This window comes from Burkholderia sp. MSMB1835, from assembly GCF_001526365.1.
Classification (GTDB): Bacteria; Pseudomonadota; Gammaproteobacteria; order Burkholderiales; family Burkholderiaceae; genus Burkholderia.
Genome location: NZ_LOYP01000001.1, coordinates 60,760 through 76,750, shown reverse-complemented (window position 1 = coordinate 76,750; position 15,991 = coordinate 60,760). Strand labels below are relative to the sequence as shown.

The 15,991-nt window shown below is 66.7% G+C and carries 12 protein-coding genes; 3 read left to right on the top strand and 9 right to left on the bottom strand.

From position 1 onward, the window contains the following. Nucleotides 1-30 precede the first annotated feature (30 nt). The gene (locus WS96_RS00365) at nt 31-1,515 is read left to right on the top strand and encodes a sensor histidine kinase (protein WP_034209861.1); all 1,485 of its coding nucleotides are present in this window, start codon (nt 31-33) and stop codon (nt 1,513-1,515) included. A 135-nt stretch (nt 1,516-1,650) separates the two neighbouring features. On the opposite strand, the gene WS96_RS00360 is transcribed toward WS96_RS00365, so the two are convergent. The 7 genes from WS96_RS00360 to mnmC form a co-directional block, all read right to left on the bottom strand. Further along, a complete protein-coding gene (locus WS96_RS00360; protein ID WP_034209661.1) occupies nt 1,651-2,181 on the bottom strand; it encodes an SET domain-containing protein in 531 nt (176 codons plus the stop codon). A 177-nt stretch (nt 2,182-2,358) separates the two neighbouring features. After that, a complete protein-coding gene (locus WS96_RS00355; protein WP_059829851.1) occupies nt 2,359-3,471 on the bottom strand; it encodes an NADH:flavin oxidoreductase/NADH oxidase in 1,113 nt (370 codons plus the stop codon). A 210-nt stretch (nt 3,472-3,681) separates the two neighbouring features. Beyond that, on the bottom strand, nt 3,682-4,392 hold the full coding sequence (locus WS96_RS00350) for a glutamine amidotransferase (protein WP_034209862.1): 711 nt from the start codon (nt 4,390-4,392) through the stop codon (nt 3,682-3,684). A gap of 28 nt (nt 4,393-4,420) precedes the next feature. Beyond that, the gene (locus tag WS96_RS00345) at nt 4,421-5,059 is read right to left on the bottom strand and encodes a MarR family winged helix-turn-helix transcriptional regulator (RefSeq protein ID WP_034209663.1); all 639 of its coding nucleotides are present in this window, start codon (nt 5,057-5,059) and stop codon (nt 4,421-4,423) included. Nucleotides 5,060-5,566: 507 nt separating this feature from the next. Further along, complete coding sequence (locus tag WS96_RS00340) at nt 5,567-6,682, bottom strand: YbdK family carboxylate-amine ligase (protein WP_059829849.1); 1,116 nt, start codon at nt 6,680-6,682, stop codon at nt 5,567-5,569. Between the two features lie 14 nt (nt 6,683-6,696). Next, nucleotides 6,697-7,911: a cation:proton antiporter gene (locus WS96_RS00335; protein ID WP_034209665.1), complete on the bottom strand. Its 1,215-nt coding sequence runs from the start codon at nt 7,909-7,911 to the stop codon at nt 6,697-6,699. Nucleotides 7,912-8,580: 669 nt separating this feature from the next. Further along, the gene (gene mnmC / locus WS96_RS00330; protein WP_059829847.1) at nt 8,581-10,512 is read right to left on the bottom strand and encodes a bifunctional tRNA (5-methylaminomethyl-2-thiouridine)(34)-methyltransferase MnmD/FAD-dependent 5-carboxymethylaminomethyl-2-thiouridine(34) oxidoreductase MnmC; all 1,932 of its coding nucleotides are present in this window, start codon (nt 10,510-10,512) and stop codon (nt 8,581-8,583) included. 388 nt (nt 10,513-10,900) lie between these two features. Here mnmC and WS96_RS00325 point away from each other — a divergent pair, with 388 nt between their 5' ends. Beyond that, complete coding sequence (locus WS96_RS00325; protein WP_006401505.1) at nt 10,901-11,179, top strand: HU family DNA-binding protein; 279 nt, start codon at nt 10,901-10,903, stop codon at nt 11,177-11,179. Nucleotides 11,180-11,310: 131 nt separating this feature from the next. On the opposite strand, the gene WS96_RS00320 is transcribed toward WS96_RS00325, so the two are convergent. Both WS96_RS00320 and WS96_RS00315 read right to left on the bottom strand, forming a co-directional pair. Next, nucleotides 11,311-12,621: a GTP-binding protein gene (locus WS96_RS00320; RefSeq protein ID WP_059830033.1), complete on the bottom strand. Its 1,311-nt coding sequence runs from the start codon at nt 12,619-12,621 to the stop codon at nt 11,311-11,313. Nucleotides 12,622-12,779: 158 nt separating this feature from the next. Then, complete coding sequence (locus tag WS96_RS00315) at nt 12,780-13,265, bottom strand: lytic transglycosylase domain-containing protein (RefSeq protein WP_059829845.1); 486 nt, start codon at nt 13,263-13,265, stop codon at nt 12,780-12,782. Between the two features lie 381 nt (nt 13,266-13,646). Here WS96_RS00315 and gspD point away from each other — a divergent pair, with 381 nt between their 5' ends. Further along, nucleotides 13,647-15,989 (top strand): type II secretion system secretin GspD, encoded by a 2,343-nt coding sequence (gene gspD, locus WS96_RS00310; protein WP_059827080.1) that lies wholly within the window; start codon nt 13,647-13,649, stop codon nt 15,987-15,989. Nucleotides 15,990-15,991: the final 2 nt, after the last annotated feature.

The window sequence follows — 15,991 nt, the reverse complement described above, 5'->3', positions numbered from 1 at the left end:
TGAGCGGCGCTTATCCATTTGCCCGTCGAAATGTCCCCTGATCCGGCTGTGACCACCAGCCTGCGCCGCTCGCTGCTCCGGCGCCTCGCCGCGCCGCTGTCGATGCTCGCGCTGATGAGCGGCCTGATCGCCTACTGGCTCGCGTGGCAATACACGCAGCACGTGATCGACCGCTCGCTCGCCGATCTCGCGACCGCCATCTCCAAACAGATCCAGATCGCCGGCCCCGACGCGCCGTTCACGGTGCCGCCGCTCGCGCAGGCGATGTTCTCCGATCCGGCCGAAGCGCTGATCTACCGGATCAGCGACGGCGAGCAGGAACTCGCCGGCGATCCGAAGCTGCCGCTGCAGGGCATCAACGTGCGCCGCATGCATCATGCGTACGTGTTCGAGGCCGAATACGACAACCGCGCGGTGCGGGTCGCACAGGTGCGCGTCGACAACGTCGAAGGCGGCCGGCCGATGGTCGTCGAAGTCGCGCAGCCGGTGCGGCACCGCTACCGGATCGCGGCCGAATTCCTCGTCGCGATCATGATGCCGCTGCTGCTGTTGCTGCTCGCGGGCTGGGGCATCGTGTGGCGCGTCGTGAACCAGCAACTGGGCCCGCTCACGCATCTGGCCGATTCGCTGAACCGGCAGACCCACACGTCGCTGGAACCGGTCGACGAAACCGACGTGCCGCTGGAGATCCGGCCGCTGACGAGCGCGATGAACGCGCTGCTCGGCCGTCTGAAGACCGCGCTCGACGCGCAGCGCAAGTTCATCGCCGATGCCGCCCACCAGTTGCGCACGCCGCTCACCGCGGTGAAGCTGCATGCCGAGCAGGCGGTGGTCGCGCGCGATCCGCACCAGACCTTCGCCGCGGTGCGCGAGCTGCGCGCGGCCGCGGACCGCGCGGTGCGGCTGTCCAACCAGTTGCTGTCGCTCGCGCGTGCCGAGCCGGGCGAACAGGCCGCGCGCTTCGTCGACGTCGATCTCGCGGCGATGGCGTTCGAGACGGGCGCCGAATGGGTGCCGCGCGCGCTCGCGTCGCATGTCGACCTCGGCTTCCAGCGCAGCGACGACGCGGGCGACGACGAGACGCTGATCGTGCGCGGCAACCCCGTGCTGCTGCGCGAGGTGATCGCGAACCTGCTCGACAATGCGCTGAAGTACGTGCCGCTCGCGCGGCCGGACGGCGCGCGGATCACGGTAAACGTCGCGCGCGCCGCGCTCGAGGACAGCCAGCCTGCCGCCGAGATCGTCGTCGAGGACAACGGCCCCGGCGTGCCCGCGAACCAGCAGGCCGACCTGTTCAAGCGCTTCTTCCGCGGCGACGCGCAAAGCGGCAACGGCGTCGAAACGGGCGCCGGGCTGGGGCTCGCGATCGTGCACGACATCATCGCGATGCACGGCGGCACCGTGTCGTACGAGGATGCACCGGAAGGCGGCTCGCGCTTCGTGGTGAGGGTGCCGCTCGCCGCGCGCACGGAGAAGCCGGCCGGCGAAACGCCGGCTGCGGCGCCGACGCACTGAGCGATTCGCGGCGGGCGGCCGTCGGCCCGTCGACCGGGCGGCCCGCCGGAGAACGAAAGCGAACGACGGCCCGCTACGACGCGCCAACCGTCGGCCGAAACGACAGCGGCAGCGCGAAATGCGCTGCCGCCTGCGTCACTTCCGGTTCTTCTTGTCCTTCGAACCGGACGCGGATTTGCCGTCCTTCTTGTCCTTCTTCTTTTTCTTCTTCCCGCCTTCGTCGGACGTCGCGAGCAACGTGCCGCGGCACGACTCCGCCCCGCAGTGGCACGCGTATTCGCGCTTGAGCTTCTTCGTCAGCTTCGCGTCGATCACGAGGCCGTAGTCGTAGAACAGCTCCTCTTCCGGCGCGATGTCGCGCAGCGCGTGGATGTACACGCGGCCCTTGACTTCCTCGGCTTCGCAGTTCGGCGCGCACGAATGGTTGATCCAGCGCGCGCTGTTGCCGTCGATCTTGCCGTCGATCACGCCGCCTTCGTCGAGTGCGAAGTAGAACGTATGATTCGGCTCGCTCGGGTCGTGCGGATGACGACGCAGCGCTTCCTTCCACGAGATTCGCTCGCCCTTGTATTCCACTACGCGCTCGCCGGCCTTGATCGGCGCCACGGCGAACACGCCCTTGCCGTGTACTCCCGAGCGGCGCACCGCGATCCTGCGTGAACTCATCGAACGAATCCTTGTGAAGACGACTTGAATGGATGCGACCGCGAACGCGGCCGGGCGCCGCGCCAAACGAAAACGCGGCACCGGTCGGTGCCGCGTCGGGGCATGCGGCGAATCACCCGCATCCTACACGTTCACGATTGCTTCGTTCAACATCGCGCGCAATATTGCGCGATGCGCTCAGCGCTGGCCGAATGCGACGTCGCCGAACAGCGCCTTGTGCTCGCGCGGCTGCGAGCGCCAGTATTGCGGCGGCGCCGTCACCTGCGCGCCGAGTTCGGCCGCCGCGTGCCACGGCCAGCGCGGGTCGTACAGCATCGCACGCGCCATCGCGACGAGATCGGCATCGCCGGCCTCGATCAGCCGGTTCGCATGCTCGGGTTCGTTGATCAGGCCGACCGCGATCGTCGGCATGCCGACCGCCTGCTTCACGGCCTGCGCGAACGGCACCTGGTAGCCGGGCGACAGCGGAATCTTCTGCAGCGGCGACACGCCGCCGGACGACACGTCGATCCAGTCGCAGCCGCGGCGCTTCAGTTCGTGCGCGAACGCGATCGTATCGTCGAGCTCCCAGCCGCCTTCGACCCAGTCGGTCGCGGACACGCGCACGCCGACCGGCCGGTCTTCCGGAAACGCGGCGCGCACGATCTCGAAGATCTCGAGCGGAAACCGCATCCGGTTTTCGCGCGAGCCGCCGTATTCGTCGGTGCGCCGGTTCGCGAGCGGAGACAGGAACTGATGCAGCAGGTAGCCGTGCGCCGCATGCACTTCGATCGCATCGATGCCGAGCCGCGCAGCCCGCCTGGCCGACGCCGCGAAGGCTTCCCGGATGCGCTTCAGGCCCGCGGCATCGAGTGCGAGCGGCGCCGTCTCGCCGTCCTTGTGCGGCACGGCCGACGGCCCGTGCGGCAACCAGCCGCCTTCGGCGACCGGCACGAGCTGGCCGCCTTCCCACGGCGCCGCGCTCGACGCCTTGCGCCCCGCATGCGACAACTGCATCGCGACGCGGACCGGCGAATGCTTGCGGATCGCGGCCAGCACCGGCTTCAGCGCGGCTTCGGTCACGTCGTCCCACAGGCCGAGGTCGCCATGCGTGATGCGCCCGTCGGGTTCCACCGCGGTCGCTTCGATGCACAGCAGCCCCGCGCCCGACAGCGCGAGATGGCCGAGGTGAATCATGTGCCAGTCGGTCGCTTCGCCGCGTTCGGCCGAGTATTGGCACATCGGGGAAATCACGATCCGGTTCGGAAGGGTCACGCCGCGCAGCGTGAACGGGGAAAACAGCGCAGTCATGGAAGCCGCTCGCCAAGAAAGGGAAAGAGCGGACGAGCGTAGCACGCACGCTCGAAGCGTGCAGACGGCGCGATCGACAGTAAGCGGATGGTCAGGTGCGGCCGGCCGGATGCCGGCGATGCGCGGAATGTGCGATGTCCGGCGACGCGCCGGCCCGCACCGGATGCAGGCCGGGCTCGACCGTTGCAGCGGGCGGGGCTGCCCGCGACGTCAGAGCCCGACGCTGTCGAGCCACTCCGCGAACATGCGTCGTGCGGCCGTCTCGAGCGCGGGGCCGTGCTGCGCGGTATCGGCACGCAGCTGGCGCGCGTCGATGCCGGGCGTCGCGGCGATTTCGCCGGCGTTCGCGATCAGCCACGGTTCGAAGCGATCGGTCCGGATCTCGGGATGACATTGCAACGCCAGCACGTGCTGCCCCCATGCGAATGCCTGGTGGCGGCAGGCCGGCGTCGACGCGAGATGGATCGCACCGCCCGGCAGGTCGAACGTATCGCCATGCCAGTGCAGCATCGACGTCGTCGCGCCGTCGAGATGGCGCAACGGCGACGCGCGGCCGGCGTCGGTGAGCGTCAGCGGCGCCCAGCCGAGTTCGTGCCGGGCGGCCGGATAGACGTGCGCCCCGAGCGCCCGCGCGATGAACTGCGCGCCGAGGCAGATGCCGAGGATCGGCAGCCCCGCGTCGATGCGCTGGCGCACGAGCGCCAGGAGCGGCGCGATCGTCGGATACTGCGCATCGTCGTAGACGCTGAGCGGCCCGCCGAGCACGACGAGCAGCGACGGCTCGAGCACGTCGAGCACCTCGACCCGCGACGATCCGACATCGACATAGCGCACCCGTCGACCGCGTTCGCCGAGCACCTGCTCGAAGCTCCCGAGATCCTCGAAATGCACGTGGCGGATCGCCACGACTTCAGCGTTCATCATCGGCCTCCCGGTCGATCGACGGACGTCAGCCAGCGAAAATCTTCCAGGTCTTCTTCTGCGTCGCCGCGTCGGCTTCTTCCTGCACCGCGCAGTCGAGACGCAGATCGCTGTCGGACATCGAGATGTCGAGCGCCGCGCAGTGATGCACGGTCTTCTTCGACAGCTTGCCCGGCTGGAAATGCGTGCACGTGAGGCACATGCGTTGCGGCGGCGTCGCCCCGGCCACCTGCAGCTCGCGCAGCGTCTTCAGCAGCGCGCGATACAGCGTGCCCTGCTCGTCCGCGCCGAGCTTGCCGACCGCTTTCGTCAGGAATTCAGGCCATTGCAGCGCCTTCTTCGCAGCCGTACGGCCACGCGCCGACAGGCGCACGGCCAGTGCACGGCCGTCGTCCAGCGCACGGCGCTTCTCGACGAGCCCCTTCGTCTCGAGCGTGCTGACCGCATCGCTCGTCGTGGCCGCAGTGAGCTGCGTCTCGCGCGCGATCTCGCCGAGCCGCATCGGGCCCTTGCGCTGCAACAGCAGCACGAGAATCTCGCCCTGCGTCGGCGTGAGGCCAGCGCCTTCCGCCCAATCCCATGCCTCGCTCCGCATGGCCGTGCTCAACCGCAGCAAGCTGTGGGTCACACGTCCCGCAGCCTGGTTCCCGTAAACGCCTTCGCTCATAGTCTTTTCGCTTTGCCGCCGCCCGGTTGGCCGAGCGGCCGTAGTGTGGAGATCGAATCCCGTCTCAAAACAGACGCACGCTCTCGAATGCGTCAGCACGGCCGTCGCGAGGCACACGCGGCGGTCGCGTTCGCGGCGACCGGAGAGACACGCATCGTTTCCGGTGTCCGCAAAGCCGACATTCTAAGCGAGAGCGGAAAATCGCACAGCTAAGTTATCCCCTGCACGCTGTGGAAAATCACTGGATAACCACAATTTTTCGTTGTGCGCGCAATGTCGCGTGCCCGCGAAGCAGGGTGCGCCGGTATTTTCCCGTTCGGATCGGCCCCCGGCCGCACGCGGGTGATCCACCGGGTTATCCCGCCCGCAGAGCGTTGACTTTGCAGTGGAATATCGGGTTATCCACAGATTTTCAGGACGACTGGCGACGCGTTCGGCCGGACACGGCAGCGCGCGCCATTCAGCGAATCGCGCCGCGGTCGATCCCGCAATCTGCAAAACATTTTTTCACCCGCGCCAACGTAAGCACTGCTGCCGGACCGTCTCGTTCAGCGATTTCTCCTGTTTGAAAACGGTTCTCAACCACGATGCGTCGTTCACGCGCGCCTTCGCGAGCGCGCCGATCTCGTCGAGCGCCGCGCGCGAACCGAGCGCGGCCGCATGCGGCGCGATCCGGTCGAGCGTGTCGAGGATGTCTTCCGCGATCGTGCGGCGCTCGCCCGTCTGAGGATTCACGCAGGTGCCCTCGAGCCCGAAGCGGCACGCTTCGAAACGGTTGAACGTGTAGACGAGGTAATCGTCCTCCGACAGCTTCAGCGGCCGGTCGGTCAGCAGGTAGCGTGCGAGCGTCTGGATGTAGCAGGCGATCGCCGCTGCGCGATCGACCGACAGCGGCGTGTCCATCACGCGCACCTCGATCGTGCCGTAGCCGGGCTTCGGCCGAATATCCCAGTAGAAGTCCTTCATCGAGTTGACGACGCCCGTGTTCACCATCTTCGTGAAGTACTCCTCGAAGCTGTCCCAGGTCAGCACGAACGGCGCGCGGCCCGACAGCGGGAACGCGAACACCGAATTCAGGCGTGCCGAATGGAAGCCCGTATCGACGTTCTGCACGAACGGCGACGACGCGGACAGCGCGATGAAGTGCGGAATGAAGCGCGACATCGAGTGCAGCAGGAACAGCGCGCTGTCGGGATCGGGGCAACCGATGTGCACGTGCTGGCCGAACACGGTGAACTGCTTCGCGAGATAGCCGTACAGCTCGGAGATGTACTGGAAGCGCGGCGCATCGTAGATCTGCCGGTCGCTCCATTGCTGGAACGCATGCGTGCCGCCACCGGCCAGCCCGACGTTGAGCTGGTCGGCCGCCTTCACGAGCACGTCGCGGATCGCATGCAGCTCGCTGACGGCCTGCTCGTGCGAATGGCAGATGCCGGTCGACAGCTCGATCATGCTTTCGGTGATTTCCGGCGTGATGTTGCCGGGAAAGGTCTCGCCCTGGATCAGCCGCATCAGGTCGGATGCCGCTTTGGTCAGATCGTAATTGTGCGTGTTGACGACCTGGATCTCCAGTTCGACGCCGAACGTGAACGGTTCGGAATTGACGAAGGTTTCGAGTGCCATGGCAGGTTCCGGAATCAGTTGCCGTCGCTGCGTTCGCCGACCGCCGACAGGCAGCGGTAGACGACGAACGGGCTGACGAGCTGCAGGATCACGATCGAGCACATCACGATCGCGCGCAGGTGCGGGTCGAAATTCGGATAGAGCTGGTAGGTGTCGTCGACGAGCAGGTACGACAGCGCGGACATCGGCGTGAGCGCGATGCCGAGCGCAACGCCCTGCTTCATCCCGAGACCGCTCGGCTTCGCGAACGCGACCACGCCGGCCAGCTTCGCGGCGAGCCGCGTGACGATCAGCACGATCGCGAGCAACCCGCCGAGCGCGATGTCGCCCCACGTGAACGACGTGAGCGTCAGCACGAACAGCACCACCGTCAGCAGCCAGCCGGCCGTGCCGAAATGCTCGGGCCACAGCTGCGGCCGCGCTTCGAGGTTCTTCACGATGATGCCGGCGAGCAGCAGCGTGAGCAGCGTCGACAGCTTCAACGCCTGCGCGACGGCGATCGCGAGCATCACGAGCCCGAACAGCGCGACGAACGAATGCTCGTCGCGCATCGTCGCGGTCATATGACGGAACAGGTAATTGCACGAACGCGCGACGAGATACGCGACGATGAACGAACCGGCGAGCAGGTAAAGCGGTTGCAGGATCGTCGCGAAAACGTTGCCGTACGCTTCCTGGTGCAGCCAGCTCGTCACGAGCTTGGTCAGCACGATCGCGTACACGCTGTTGAGCGCGGTGAGCGTGATGAGGCGTTGCGACACCTGCCCTTCCGCGCGCAGTTCGGTCTTGAGCTGGATCACCATCGACGGCGACGTCGCGATCGCGATCGCCGACAGCACCAGCGCGACCATCCCCGATACGCCGAGCGCGAGCATCACGAACAGCACGAGCACGAACGTGAGCGTGGCTTCCGCGAGGCTCGACGCGACGAGCCACGGATTGCGCCGGATCCAGCGCAGGTCGAGGCGGCTGCCGAGTTCGAACAGCAGCAGGCCGAGCGCGACGTCCATCAGCAGCCGCGAGGTTTCGTCGGTGCTCGCGTCGATCACGCCGAAGCCGAACGAACCGGCGATCAGGCCGATCACGGCATAGCCGGTGATGCGCGGCAGACGCCACGCGCGATAGCATAGCTCGCCGCACAGGCCGGCTGCAAACAGCGCGAGCCCGGCCCAGAACACGGCATCCGGCGCGAGCGGCCAGTTGGGCAGGAATGAGAACGCCGACTTCATCGTGGTGACTTCTCCTTTGGAAGCAACCGCCAGCGACGCGGGGTCAAGCGACAGGAATGGATACGCGCCGGCTGGGTATTGCCCCGAATGTGATTGTTGTGCTCGACGACGGCGGTACATGGGGTCCGCCTGTTCCGCCACAGGGTGGAACGTCGTTCAGGTTGCCGATCTGGAGTGTCGGCCTGGTGTGTGAACGGACTGGCGGACTCGAAGATTCAGATTCGAAATCGTGCCGACCGTTCCGTTGAAGCATGTCCGGCGCCTGGCCGAACGAACGCGAAGGAAACCGATTGTGCCACAGCTTTTTGGTTCCGGAACCGACCGAATCGACTCGCGGCGCTGTGCGGCACCACAGGTCTTTGGTTTCAAAGGTTTACTCGTATATATACGTAGTAGAAGTTAACAAAGGACGCACAGTTCTGTGGATAACTCCGGTTTACGCTGTTGGATCAATGCGTTGGCGAAACCATAACCGGTTGCACAGGCTGTTCGTGCACAGACGTTTGAGTTGAGCAACTTTTGGGCCGCTTCACGGCTGTGCGGAGTTGCCCAGTTTACGTCCACTGTGATTACACACGAAGTACGCGCGGATTCCGCGTGGTTATCCACAGCATTGCGTGGATAACCTTGCGCGGGAAAATCGGGAAACTGTGAGGAAGGCGCGGCCGGTCAGCCCGTCGAACCGACGCGGCGTGCGCGCAGCGCGCGGATCAGGAAGCGGGCGGGATCGACCGCGTCGGCGAGTTCGCGCTCGAGCGGCCACGGCTCGCCTTCGAGTTGCGAGGCGATCAGCTCGGCGCCGAGCGCAGCCCACACGAGGCCGCGCGAACCGAAGCCGAATGCGCCGTAGAGGCCGGGCAGGCGCGGCAGGTCGCGCGCCTGCGCACCGCCGAGCGCGCGGGCGTTCGCGGTGGCCTGCGCTTCGTCGGCGAGCGGGCCGACGAGCGGCAGGCGGTCGCCGACGACCCAGCGGAACGCCACGCGCCCGCGCAGCGTGGCGGGGTCCGGCAGATCGTCGATCAGGCCCGGCAGCAGGTGCCGCACGCGTTCGAGGTTCTCGACGTGGCCGGCCGTACGCATCGCGGGATCGGTGTCGTCGGGCTCGAACGTCGCGCCGATCAGCAGCGTGCCGTCGGCGAGCGGGACCGCATAACCGTCGCCGATCGCCGGGCACGGCAGCGGCGCCGTCGTGCCCGGCGGCAACAGCGTGAGCTGGCCGCGCACCGGTTGCAGCGCGACATGCCGCAGCCCGGCAAGACGCGCGGCGTCGCCCGCGTTCGCGAGCACGACGACGGGTGCATCGGCCAGCGTGGCGCCGGTATCGTCGAGCGCATGCCAGGTGTCGCCCCGTCGTTCGAGCCGCGCGACGCAGGTGGACGCAAGCAGGCGCACGCGCTCGCCGGCCGCCGCATATTGCGCGGCGCACAGCCCGGCCGGCCAGACGGCGCCGCCGTGCGGAAACAGCAGGCCGCCATGCGCGACCGGCAGATTCAGGTGCGCACGCGCGGCATCGGCATCGAGCAGCGTCACGTAGTCGGACGGCGCGCCGAACGCATCGAACGCATCGCGCATCCGCGCAAAATCGTCGGCCGATTCGGCCAGATGGATCATCCCGTGCGTGCTGCGTGCGAATGCATGCCCTGCGCGTTCGAGGGCGTGCCAGCGTGCCAGTGCGTGCAGGAAGCCGCCGCGCGTGAGCCGGCTCGCGACGTTGTCGTCGCGCGTCATCAACGGATGGAAAACCCCGGCCGGGTTGCCCGACGCTTCGCTCGCGATCCGTTCGTGCCGCTCGATCAGCGTGACGTCCCAGCCGCGCGCAGCCAGGCGTTCGACCACCGCGCAGCCGGCGAGGCCCGCACCGATCACGATCGCACGGCGCGCTGCAACGGGCAGTGCACGCGGCGGCTCGTGCCGGCGCGCGCGCCAGCGCGGCGCATATTCGCCGACGAGACGATCGTCGACTTCGCGGAACGTGAAACCCGTTTCGCCGAGCGCGTGTTTCACGTCGTCGGACTTTGCATGGGTCGCAAACGTCGCGCGTTCGCCGGCGATTTTCGCGAGCGCGCGGATCCCGTCGGTCGAGGCCGCGGCGCCGTCGAGAAAAAACGCATCGGCGCGCGCGACGAGCTTCTTCGACAGCTCGATCGCATCGCCGAGCGCAAGCGTGAGCACCACGCGCCCTTCGTCGAATTCGAGCCGGTGCAGGCCCGGCACGAGGATCGGCCATGCATCGATCAATGCGTCGGCGTCTGCCGATATGGTTGTGTCTGCAACCATATGCGAAACCGCGCGGCGCAGGTCGTCGCGCGAGAACGGGTGCGGCTCGAGCGCGACGACATGCAGCCGTTCGCAGCGCGCAGGATCGTCGCGCCACGCGGCCCAGGCTGCGAGGAAGCCGGCGCCCGCGCCGAATCCGGTCGTGACGATCGTGAACGTTCGACGGCGCTGCCAGCGCGCGGGCAGCCCGTTGCCCGCGACGAACGCGCGATGCGCGTGCGCGAGCGTGCCGGATGCGCCGCGATGGAGCTCGCCGAACTCGGGCGAGACGAGCGTGCCGTCGTCGCGAAGTGCGAGCGTGGCGTAAACAAGTCGGTCGGGCATGCGAAACAAAAAACGTGGCAGCCAAGCCTGGCAAGGGATTGCGGGAGGCCGTCCGACCGGCCGTTGGAAAAGGGCAACGGGGCGACGGACGGGCGGACCCCGCTGCGTATCCTGTCCGGTTGGCGCAGGTCAAAAAACGGGCAATCGACGATTCATTCGGCGAAATACCGATGAAAATCTTTGAAACCCTTGTCGTTATTGGGTTTGCGCTGCGCTATCATAGCAACGCCGTACCGCGGGGTGGCCGCCGGCAAGCCGGAGGGCGCGTCGCGCGGGCCAGGATTCGGCGCTGTGTCGTCGGAGTCTGACTCTCGACGGCACGGTTCGCGCACGTATAATCGGCGCGTTCGCGCTGTTCGTGTCAACCTAACCTGATAAAGGAACCTTAATGAACAAACAGGAACTGATCGACGCCGTCGCCGCCCAAACGGGCGCCAGCAAGGCTCAAACCGGCGAAACGCTGGACACGCTGCTCGAAGTCATCAAGAAGGCCGTGTCGAAGGGTGATGCGGTTCAGCTGATCGGCTTCGGCAGCTTCGGTTCGGGCAAGCGCGCAGCACGTACGGGCCGCAACCCGAAGACGGGCGAAACCATCAAGATCCCGGCAGCCAAGACGGTCAAGTTCACGGCCGGCAAGGCGTTCAAGGACGCCGTCAACAAGCGTTAAATCCGCGCCTGTTCCAGAAAAAAACCCGCCGAGAGGCGGGTTTTTTGTTGGGCGCGCGCGGCATTTTCGCCACAGTTCGCGCCGCTCTTGCAAAAATTAACGGTTATTTTTACGAGCCGTTACCACGCGCTTCACGCGTGCACGATCTGCGTGTCGCCGTGATCGTCGTCGTGCGAATCGACGTCCCACGCCGGGAACGGATCGTCGAACGCCGCCCATCCCGTCGCGCCGAGCGCGAACTCCGCATCGGTCAGCAGGCACGCGTCGAGTTTCGCGCGCCACGCATCGGCGTCGAGCGCGATGCCGATCAGCACGAGTTCCTGCCGGCGATCGCCGACCGTGCGATCGTCGAGATCGCCCAGCCATTCGGCGCGAATTTCAGCGAGCAGTTCGTCGTTGTCCGGCCATTCCGCGCGATCCTGCGCGGCCCACCACGAACCCGCCGGCCCGTGCCGGCATACGCCGCCCGCCTGCGACAGCGAACCCGCGATGTCGTTGCGCGTCGCGAGCCAGAAGAAACCCTTGCTGCGCAGCACGCCCGGCCACTCCTGATGCAGCAGCGCCCAGAGCCGTGCCGGGTGAAACGGTCGGCGCGCGCGGTAAACGAAATTGCCGATCCCGAATTCGTCGGCTTCGCCGTGCACGTGCGCATGATGGTCGTCCTGGCAGTCGGGGTCGTCGCAATGCGTGTGAGCGCGGTCGAGCGACGCGAGCCAGCCCGGCGCATTCGCGGCTTCGTCGAAATCGAAGCGGCCGGTGTTCAGCACTTCGTCGAGCGGCACGTTGCCGAACGTCGACACGACCTGGTGCGCGCGCGGATTGAGGCGCGCGAGGATGTGCTGCAGGCGCGCGAGATCGTCCGCGCCGACCAGGTCGGCCTTGTTGATCACCAGCACGTCGCAGAATTCGATCTGCTCGATCAGCAGCTCGACGAGCGTGCGGTCGTCGTCTTCCGACGCGGCGATGCCGCGCGTCGCGAGCGCGTCGTCGGAGCCGTAGTCGCGCAGGAAGTTGTACGCGTCGACCACGGTGACGAGCGTGTCGAGCCGCGCGACGGCCGACAGCGACGTGCCGTCGTCGTCGACGAACGTGAACGTTTCAGCGATCGGCATCGGCTCCGCGATACCGGTCGATTCGATCATGATCGCGTCGAAGCGGCCTTCGGACGCGAGGTTGCGGATCTCGACGAGCAGGTCGTCGCGCAGCGTGCAACAGATGCAGCCGTTCGACATTTCGACGAGGCGTTCCTCGACGTGCGACAGCGCCTGCGCATCGCGCACGAGCGACGCGTCGATGTTGACCGCCGCGAGATCGTTGACGATCACCGCGACTTTCAGGCCCGCGCGGTTCGCGAGCACGTGGTTGAGCAGCGTGGTCTTGCCGGCGCCGAGGAAGCCGGACAGCACGGTAACGGGCAACGGCTGTTTCATTGCCGGATTCATGATGATATGCACCAACGGAAAAGATGAAAAAGCGGCCGCGGCGCCCTGCCGGGGCGCGATCGGCCCGCGCGCGGGCGAAACGGCGGCGTCAGCCCGCATTGTGCATCAAACGCGCGCCGGCCGGCCGGCGCGGCGTCAGCCGGCGCCGCCGCGCGGCATCACTGCGCGGCCGGAGTAGCCTGAGCGGCTTGAGCGGTCTGCTGGGGCGGCAGCAGCTTCCATTGCGTCAGGATGCCGGCGATCTGCCGCGCGTACTTGTCGCGCAGCGACGGCGTTTCCGAATGATAGGCGCCGACCGCCTGCCACGTGTTGCCGTAGCGGTTCATCTTCTGCCGGAGATGCCATGCGGCGATGTACACGTTCTTGCACGGTTCCATCAGCGTGTCGCGGCCGATCCCGTAGCGCGACAGCGTCGGCAGGTGGATCGAATTGATCTGCATCAGGCCGTAGTCGACCGAGCCGTTCGTATTCTTGTTCAGCGCACCGGGCCGGTTGCGCGACTCCTGCCACGCGATCGCGCGCAGGATCAGCGGATTGACCTGCTGGTATTTGGCCGCTTCGTCGAAACAATCCGCGCGTGCGTTGCCGCTGGCGAACCACGCGCCGGCGGCGATCAACGTGATCGAAGCGAACCGTCTGTTCATCGTGCGGAAACGAAAAGGAATTGCGCGGGGCTCGGGGAAAACCCGTGCCCGTTATTAGTGCGACGAGAAACGCGCCGCCCGTATCATACCGGCAGACCGTCTGATTGCGACAGGCAGGAACACGACAGCCCCGGTTATACCGCATTTCCGTGTCGGTTCATCGCGAAATGGGAGCGACGGCGGAGGCGACGGCCGGCATGCGGAGTGTGACATTAATCCTTACATTTTTCATACGACTCGCCGGACACATGTCGTATGTGAGACAGTCTTCGGATCAATGTGATATTTCGGACATGAAAAACTGCTAATGTCGCCTCTTTCGGACCTGGATCCCAGCACTACCGCCGGAAGTGGCCTGAGCCGGCATCGACCCATTCATCCATGACAAGAAATCGCTTCGTTATGCGGCGTATCGCCACGACCCTGCTCGTGGCCGGCATCATCGTCTCGCAGGCCGCCTATGCTCAGGTCACGCTCAACTTCGTGAATGCGGATATCGACCAGGTCGCGAAAGCGATCGGCGCCGCCACCGGCAAGACCATCATCGTCGACCCCCGCGTGAAGGGGCAGCTCAATCTCGTGGCCGAACGGCCGGTGCCGGAAGACCAGGCGTTGAAGACGCTGCAGTCCGCGCTGCGCATGCAGGGCTTCGCGCTCGTACAGGATCACGGCGTGCTGAAGGTCGTGCCGGAAGCCGATGCGAAGCTGCAGGGCGTGCCGACCTATGTCGGCAATGCGCCGCAGGCGCGCGGCGACCAGGTGATCACGCAGGTGTTCGAGCTGCACAACGAATCGGCGAACAACCTGCTGCCGGTGCTGCGGCCGCTGATCTCGCCGAACAACACGGTGACGGCCTACCCGGCGAACAACACGATCGTCGTGACCGACTACGCGGACAACGTGCGCCGCATCGCGCAGATCATCGCGGGCGTCGACAGCGCCGCGGGCGCGCAGGTCCAGGTCGTGCCGCTGCGCAACGCGAACGCGATCGACCTCGCCGCGCAACTGCAGAAGATGCTCGACCCGGGCGCGATCGGCAACAGCGACGCGACGCTCAAGGTATCGGTCACGGCCGACCCGCGCACCAACTCGCTGATGCTGCGTGCGTCGAGCGCGTCGCGCCTCGCGGCCGCGAAGCGCCTCGTGCAGCAGCTCGACGCGCCGAGCGCGGTGCCCGGCAACATGCACGTCGTGCCGCTGCGCAACGCCGATGCGGTCAAGCTCGCGAAGACGCTGCGCGGGATGCTCGGCAAGGGCGGCAACGACAGCGGCTCGTCGGCGTCGTCCAACGATGCGAACAGCTTCAACCAGAACGGCGGCTCGTCGTCGAGCGGCAACTTCTCGACCGGCACGTCGGGCACCCCGCCGCTGCCGTCGGGCGGCCTCGGCGGCTCGTCGTCTTCGTCGGCGTACGGCGGCGGCTCGTCCGGCGGTGGCGGGCTCGGCACGGGCGGCCTGCTCGGCGGCGACAAGGACAAGAGCGACGACAACCAGCCGGGCGGGATGATCCAGGCCGACTCGGCGACCAACTCGCTGATCATCACCGCGTCCGATCCGGTTTACCGGAACCTCCGCTCGGTGATCGACCAGCTCGACGCACGGCGTGCGCAGGTCTATATCGAAGCGCTGATCGTCGAGCTCAATTCGAATACGTCCGGCAACCTCGGCATCCAGTGGCAGGTGGCGAGCGGCCAGTTCCTCGGCGGCACGAACCTGAATCCGTCGGGCGGTCTGGGCAACAGCATCGTCAACCTGACGGCCGGCGGTTTGACCAATGCCGCTGGCGGGATCACCGGCGGCGGGCTTGCCGCCAATCTCGGACAGTTGTCGCAAGGGCTCAACATCGGCTGGCTGCACAACATGTTCGGCGTGCAGGGGCTCGGCGCGCTGCTGCAGTATTTCGCGGGCGTGAGCGACGCGAACGTGCTGTCGACGCCGAACCTGATCACGCTCGACAACGAGGAAGCGAAGATCGTCGTCGGCCAGAACGTGCCGATCGCGACCGGTTCGTATTCGAACCTGACGAGCGGCACCACGAGCAACGCGTTCAATACCTACGACCGTCGCGACGTCGGCCTGACGCTGCACGTGAAGCCGCAGATCACCGACGGCGGGATCCTGAAGCTGCAGCTCTACACGGAGGATTCGGCGGTCGTCAGCGGCACCACGAACGCGCAGACCGGCCCGACCTTCACGAAGCGCTCGATCCAGTCGACGATCCTGGCCGACAACGGCGAGATCATCGTGCTCGGCGGCCTGATGCAGGACAACTACCAGGTGTCGAACAGCAAGGTGCCGCTGCTCGGCGACATCCCGTGGATCGGCCAGTTGTTCCGCTCCGAAACGAAGCTGCGCGCGAAAACCAACCTGATGGTATTCCTGCGCCCGGTGATCATCTCCGATCGCAGTACCGCGCAGGAAGTGACGGCCAACCGCTACGACTACATCCAGGGCGTGACGGGCGCATACAAGTCGGACAACAACGTGATGCGCGACAAGGACGACCCGGTCGTCCCGCCGATGCCGATCGGCCCGAGCCAGGGCGGCACGGCCGCGGGCAACCTGTTCGATCTCGACAAGATGCGTCGCCAGCAGCTGCAGCGCCAGGTGGCGCCGGTGCCGGCCCAGCCGTTGCCGGAGGCGACGCCCGCGCAGCCGCAGAGCGTGCCGCAGCAGGCGGTGCCGCAACAGCCGCTGACCACCGCGCCGGGAGCCTCGCAGTGAGC

Bases quoted from the DNA above. Each gene is read 5' to 3' on its own strand.
- WS96_RS00365 (WP_034209861.1), top strand. From the start codon at position 31: ATGTCCCCTGATCCGGCTGTGACCACCAGCCTGCGCCGCTCGCTGCTC.
- WS96_RS00360 (WP_034209661.1), bottom strand. From the start codon at position 2,181: ATGAGTTCACGCAGGATCGCGGTGCGCCGCTCGGGAGTACACGGCAAG.
- WS96_RS00355 (WP_059829851.1), bottom strand. From the start codon at position 3,471: ATGACTGCGCTGTTTTCCCCGTTCACGCTGCGCGGCGTGACCCTTCCG.
- WS96_RS00350 (WP_034209862.1), bottom strand. From the start codon at position 4,392: ATGAACGCTGAAGTCGTGGCGATCCGCCACGTGCATTTCGAGGATCTC.
- WS96_RS00345 (WP_034209663.1), bottom strand. From the start codon at position 5,059: ATGAGCGAAGGCGTTTACGGGAACCAGGCTGCGGGACGTGTGACCCAC.
- WS96_RS00340 (WP_059829849.1), bottom strand. From the start codon at position 6,682: ATGGCACTCGAAACCTTCGTCAATTCCGAACCGTTCACGTTCGGCGTC.
- WS96_RS00335 (WP_034209665.1), bottom strand. From the start codon at position 7,911: ATGAAGTCGGCGTTCTCATTCCTGCCCAACTGGCCGCTCGCGCCGGAT.
- mnmC (WP_059829847.1), bottom strand. From the start codon at position 10,512: ATGCCCGACCGACTTGTTTACGCCACGCTCGCACTTCGCGACGACGGC.
- WS96_RS00325 (WP_006401505.1), top strand. From the start codon at position 10,901: ATGAACAAACAGGAACTGATCGACGCCGTCGCCGCCCAAACGGGCGCC.
- WS96_RS00320 (WP_059830033.1), bottom strand. From the start codon at position 12,621: ATGAATCCGGCAATGAAACAGCCGTTGCCCGTTACCGTGCTGTCCGGC.
- WS96_RS00315 (WP_059829845.1), bottom strand. From the start codon at position 13,265: ATGAACAGACGGTTCGCTTCGATCACGTTGATCGCCGCCGGCGCGTGG.
- gspD (WP_059827080.1), top strand. From the start codon at position 13,647: ATGACAAGAAATCGCTTCGTTATGCGGCGTATCGCCACGACCCTGCTC.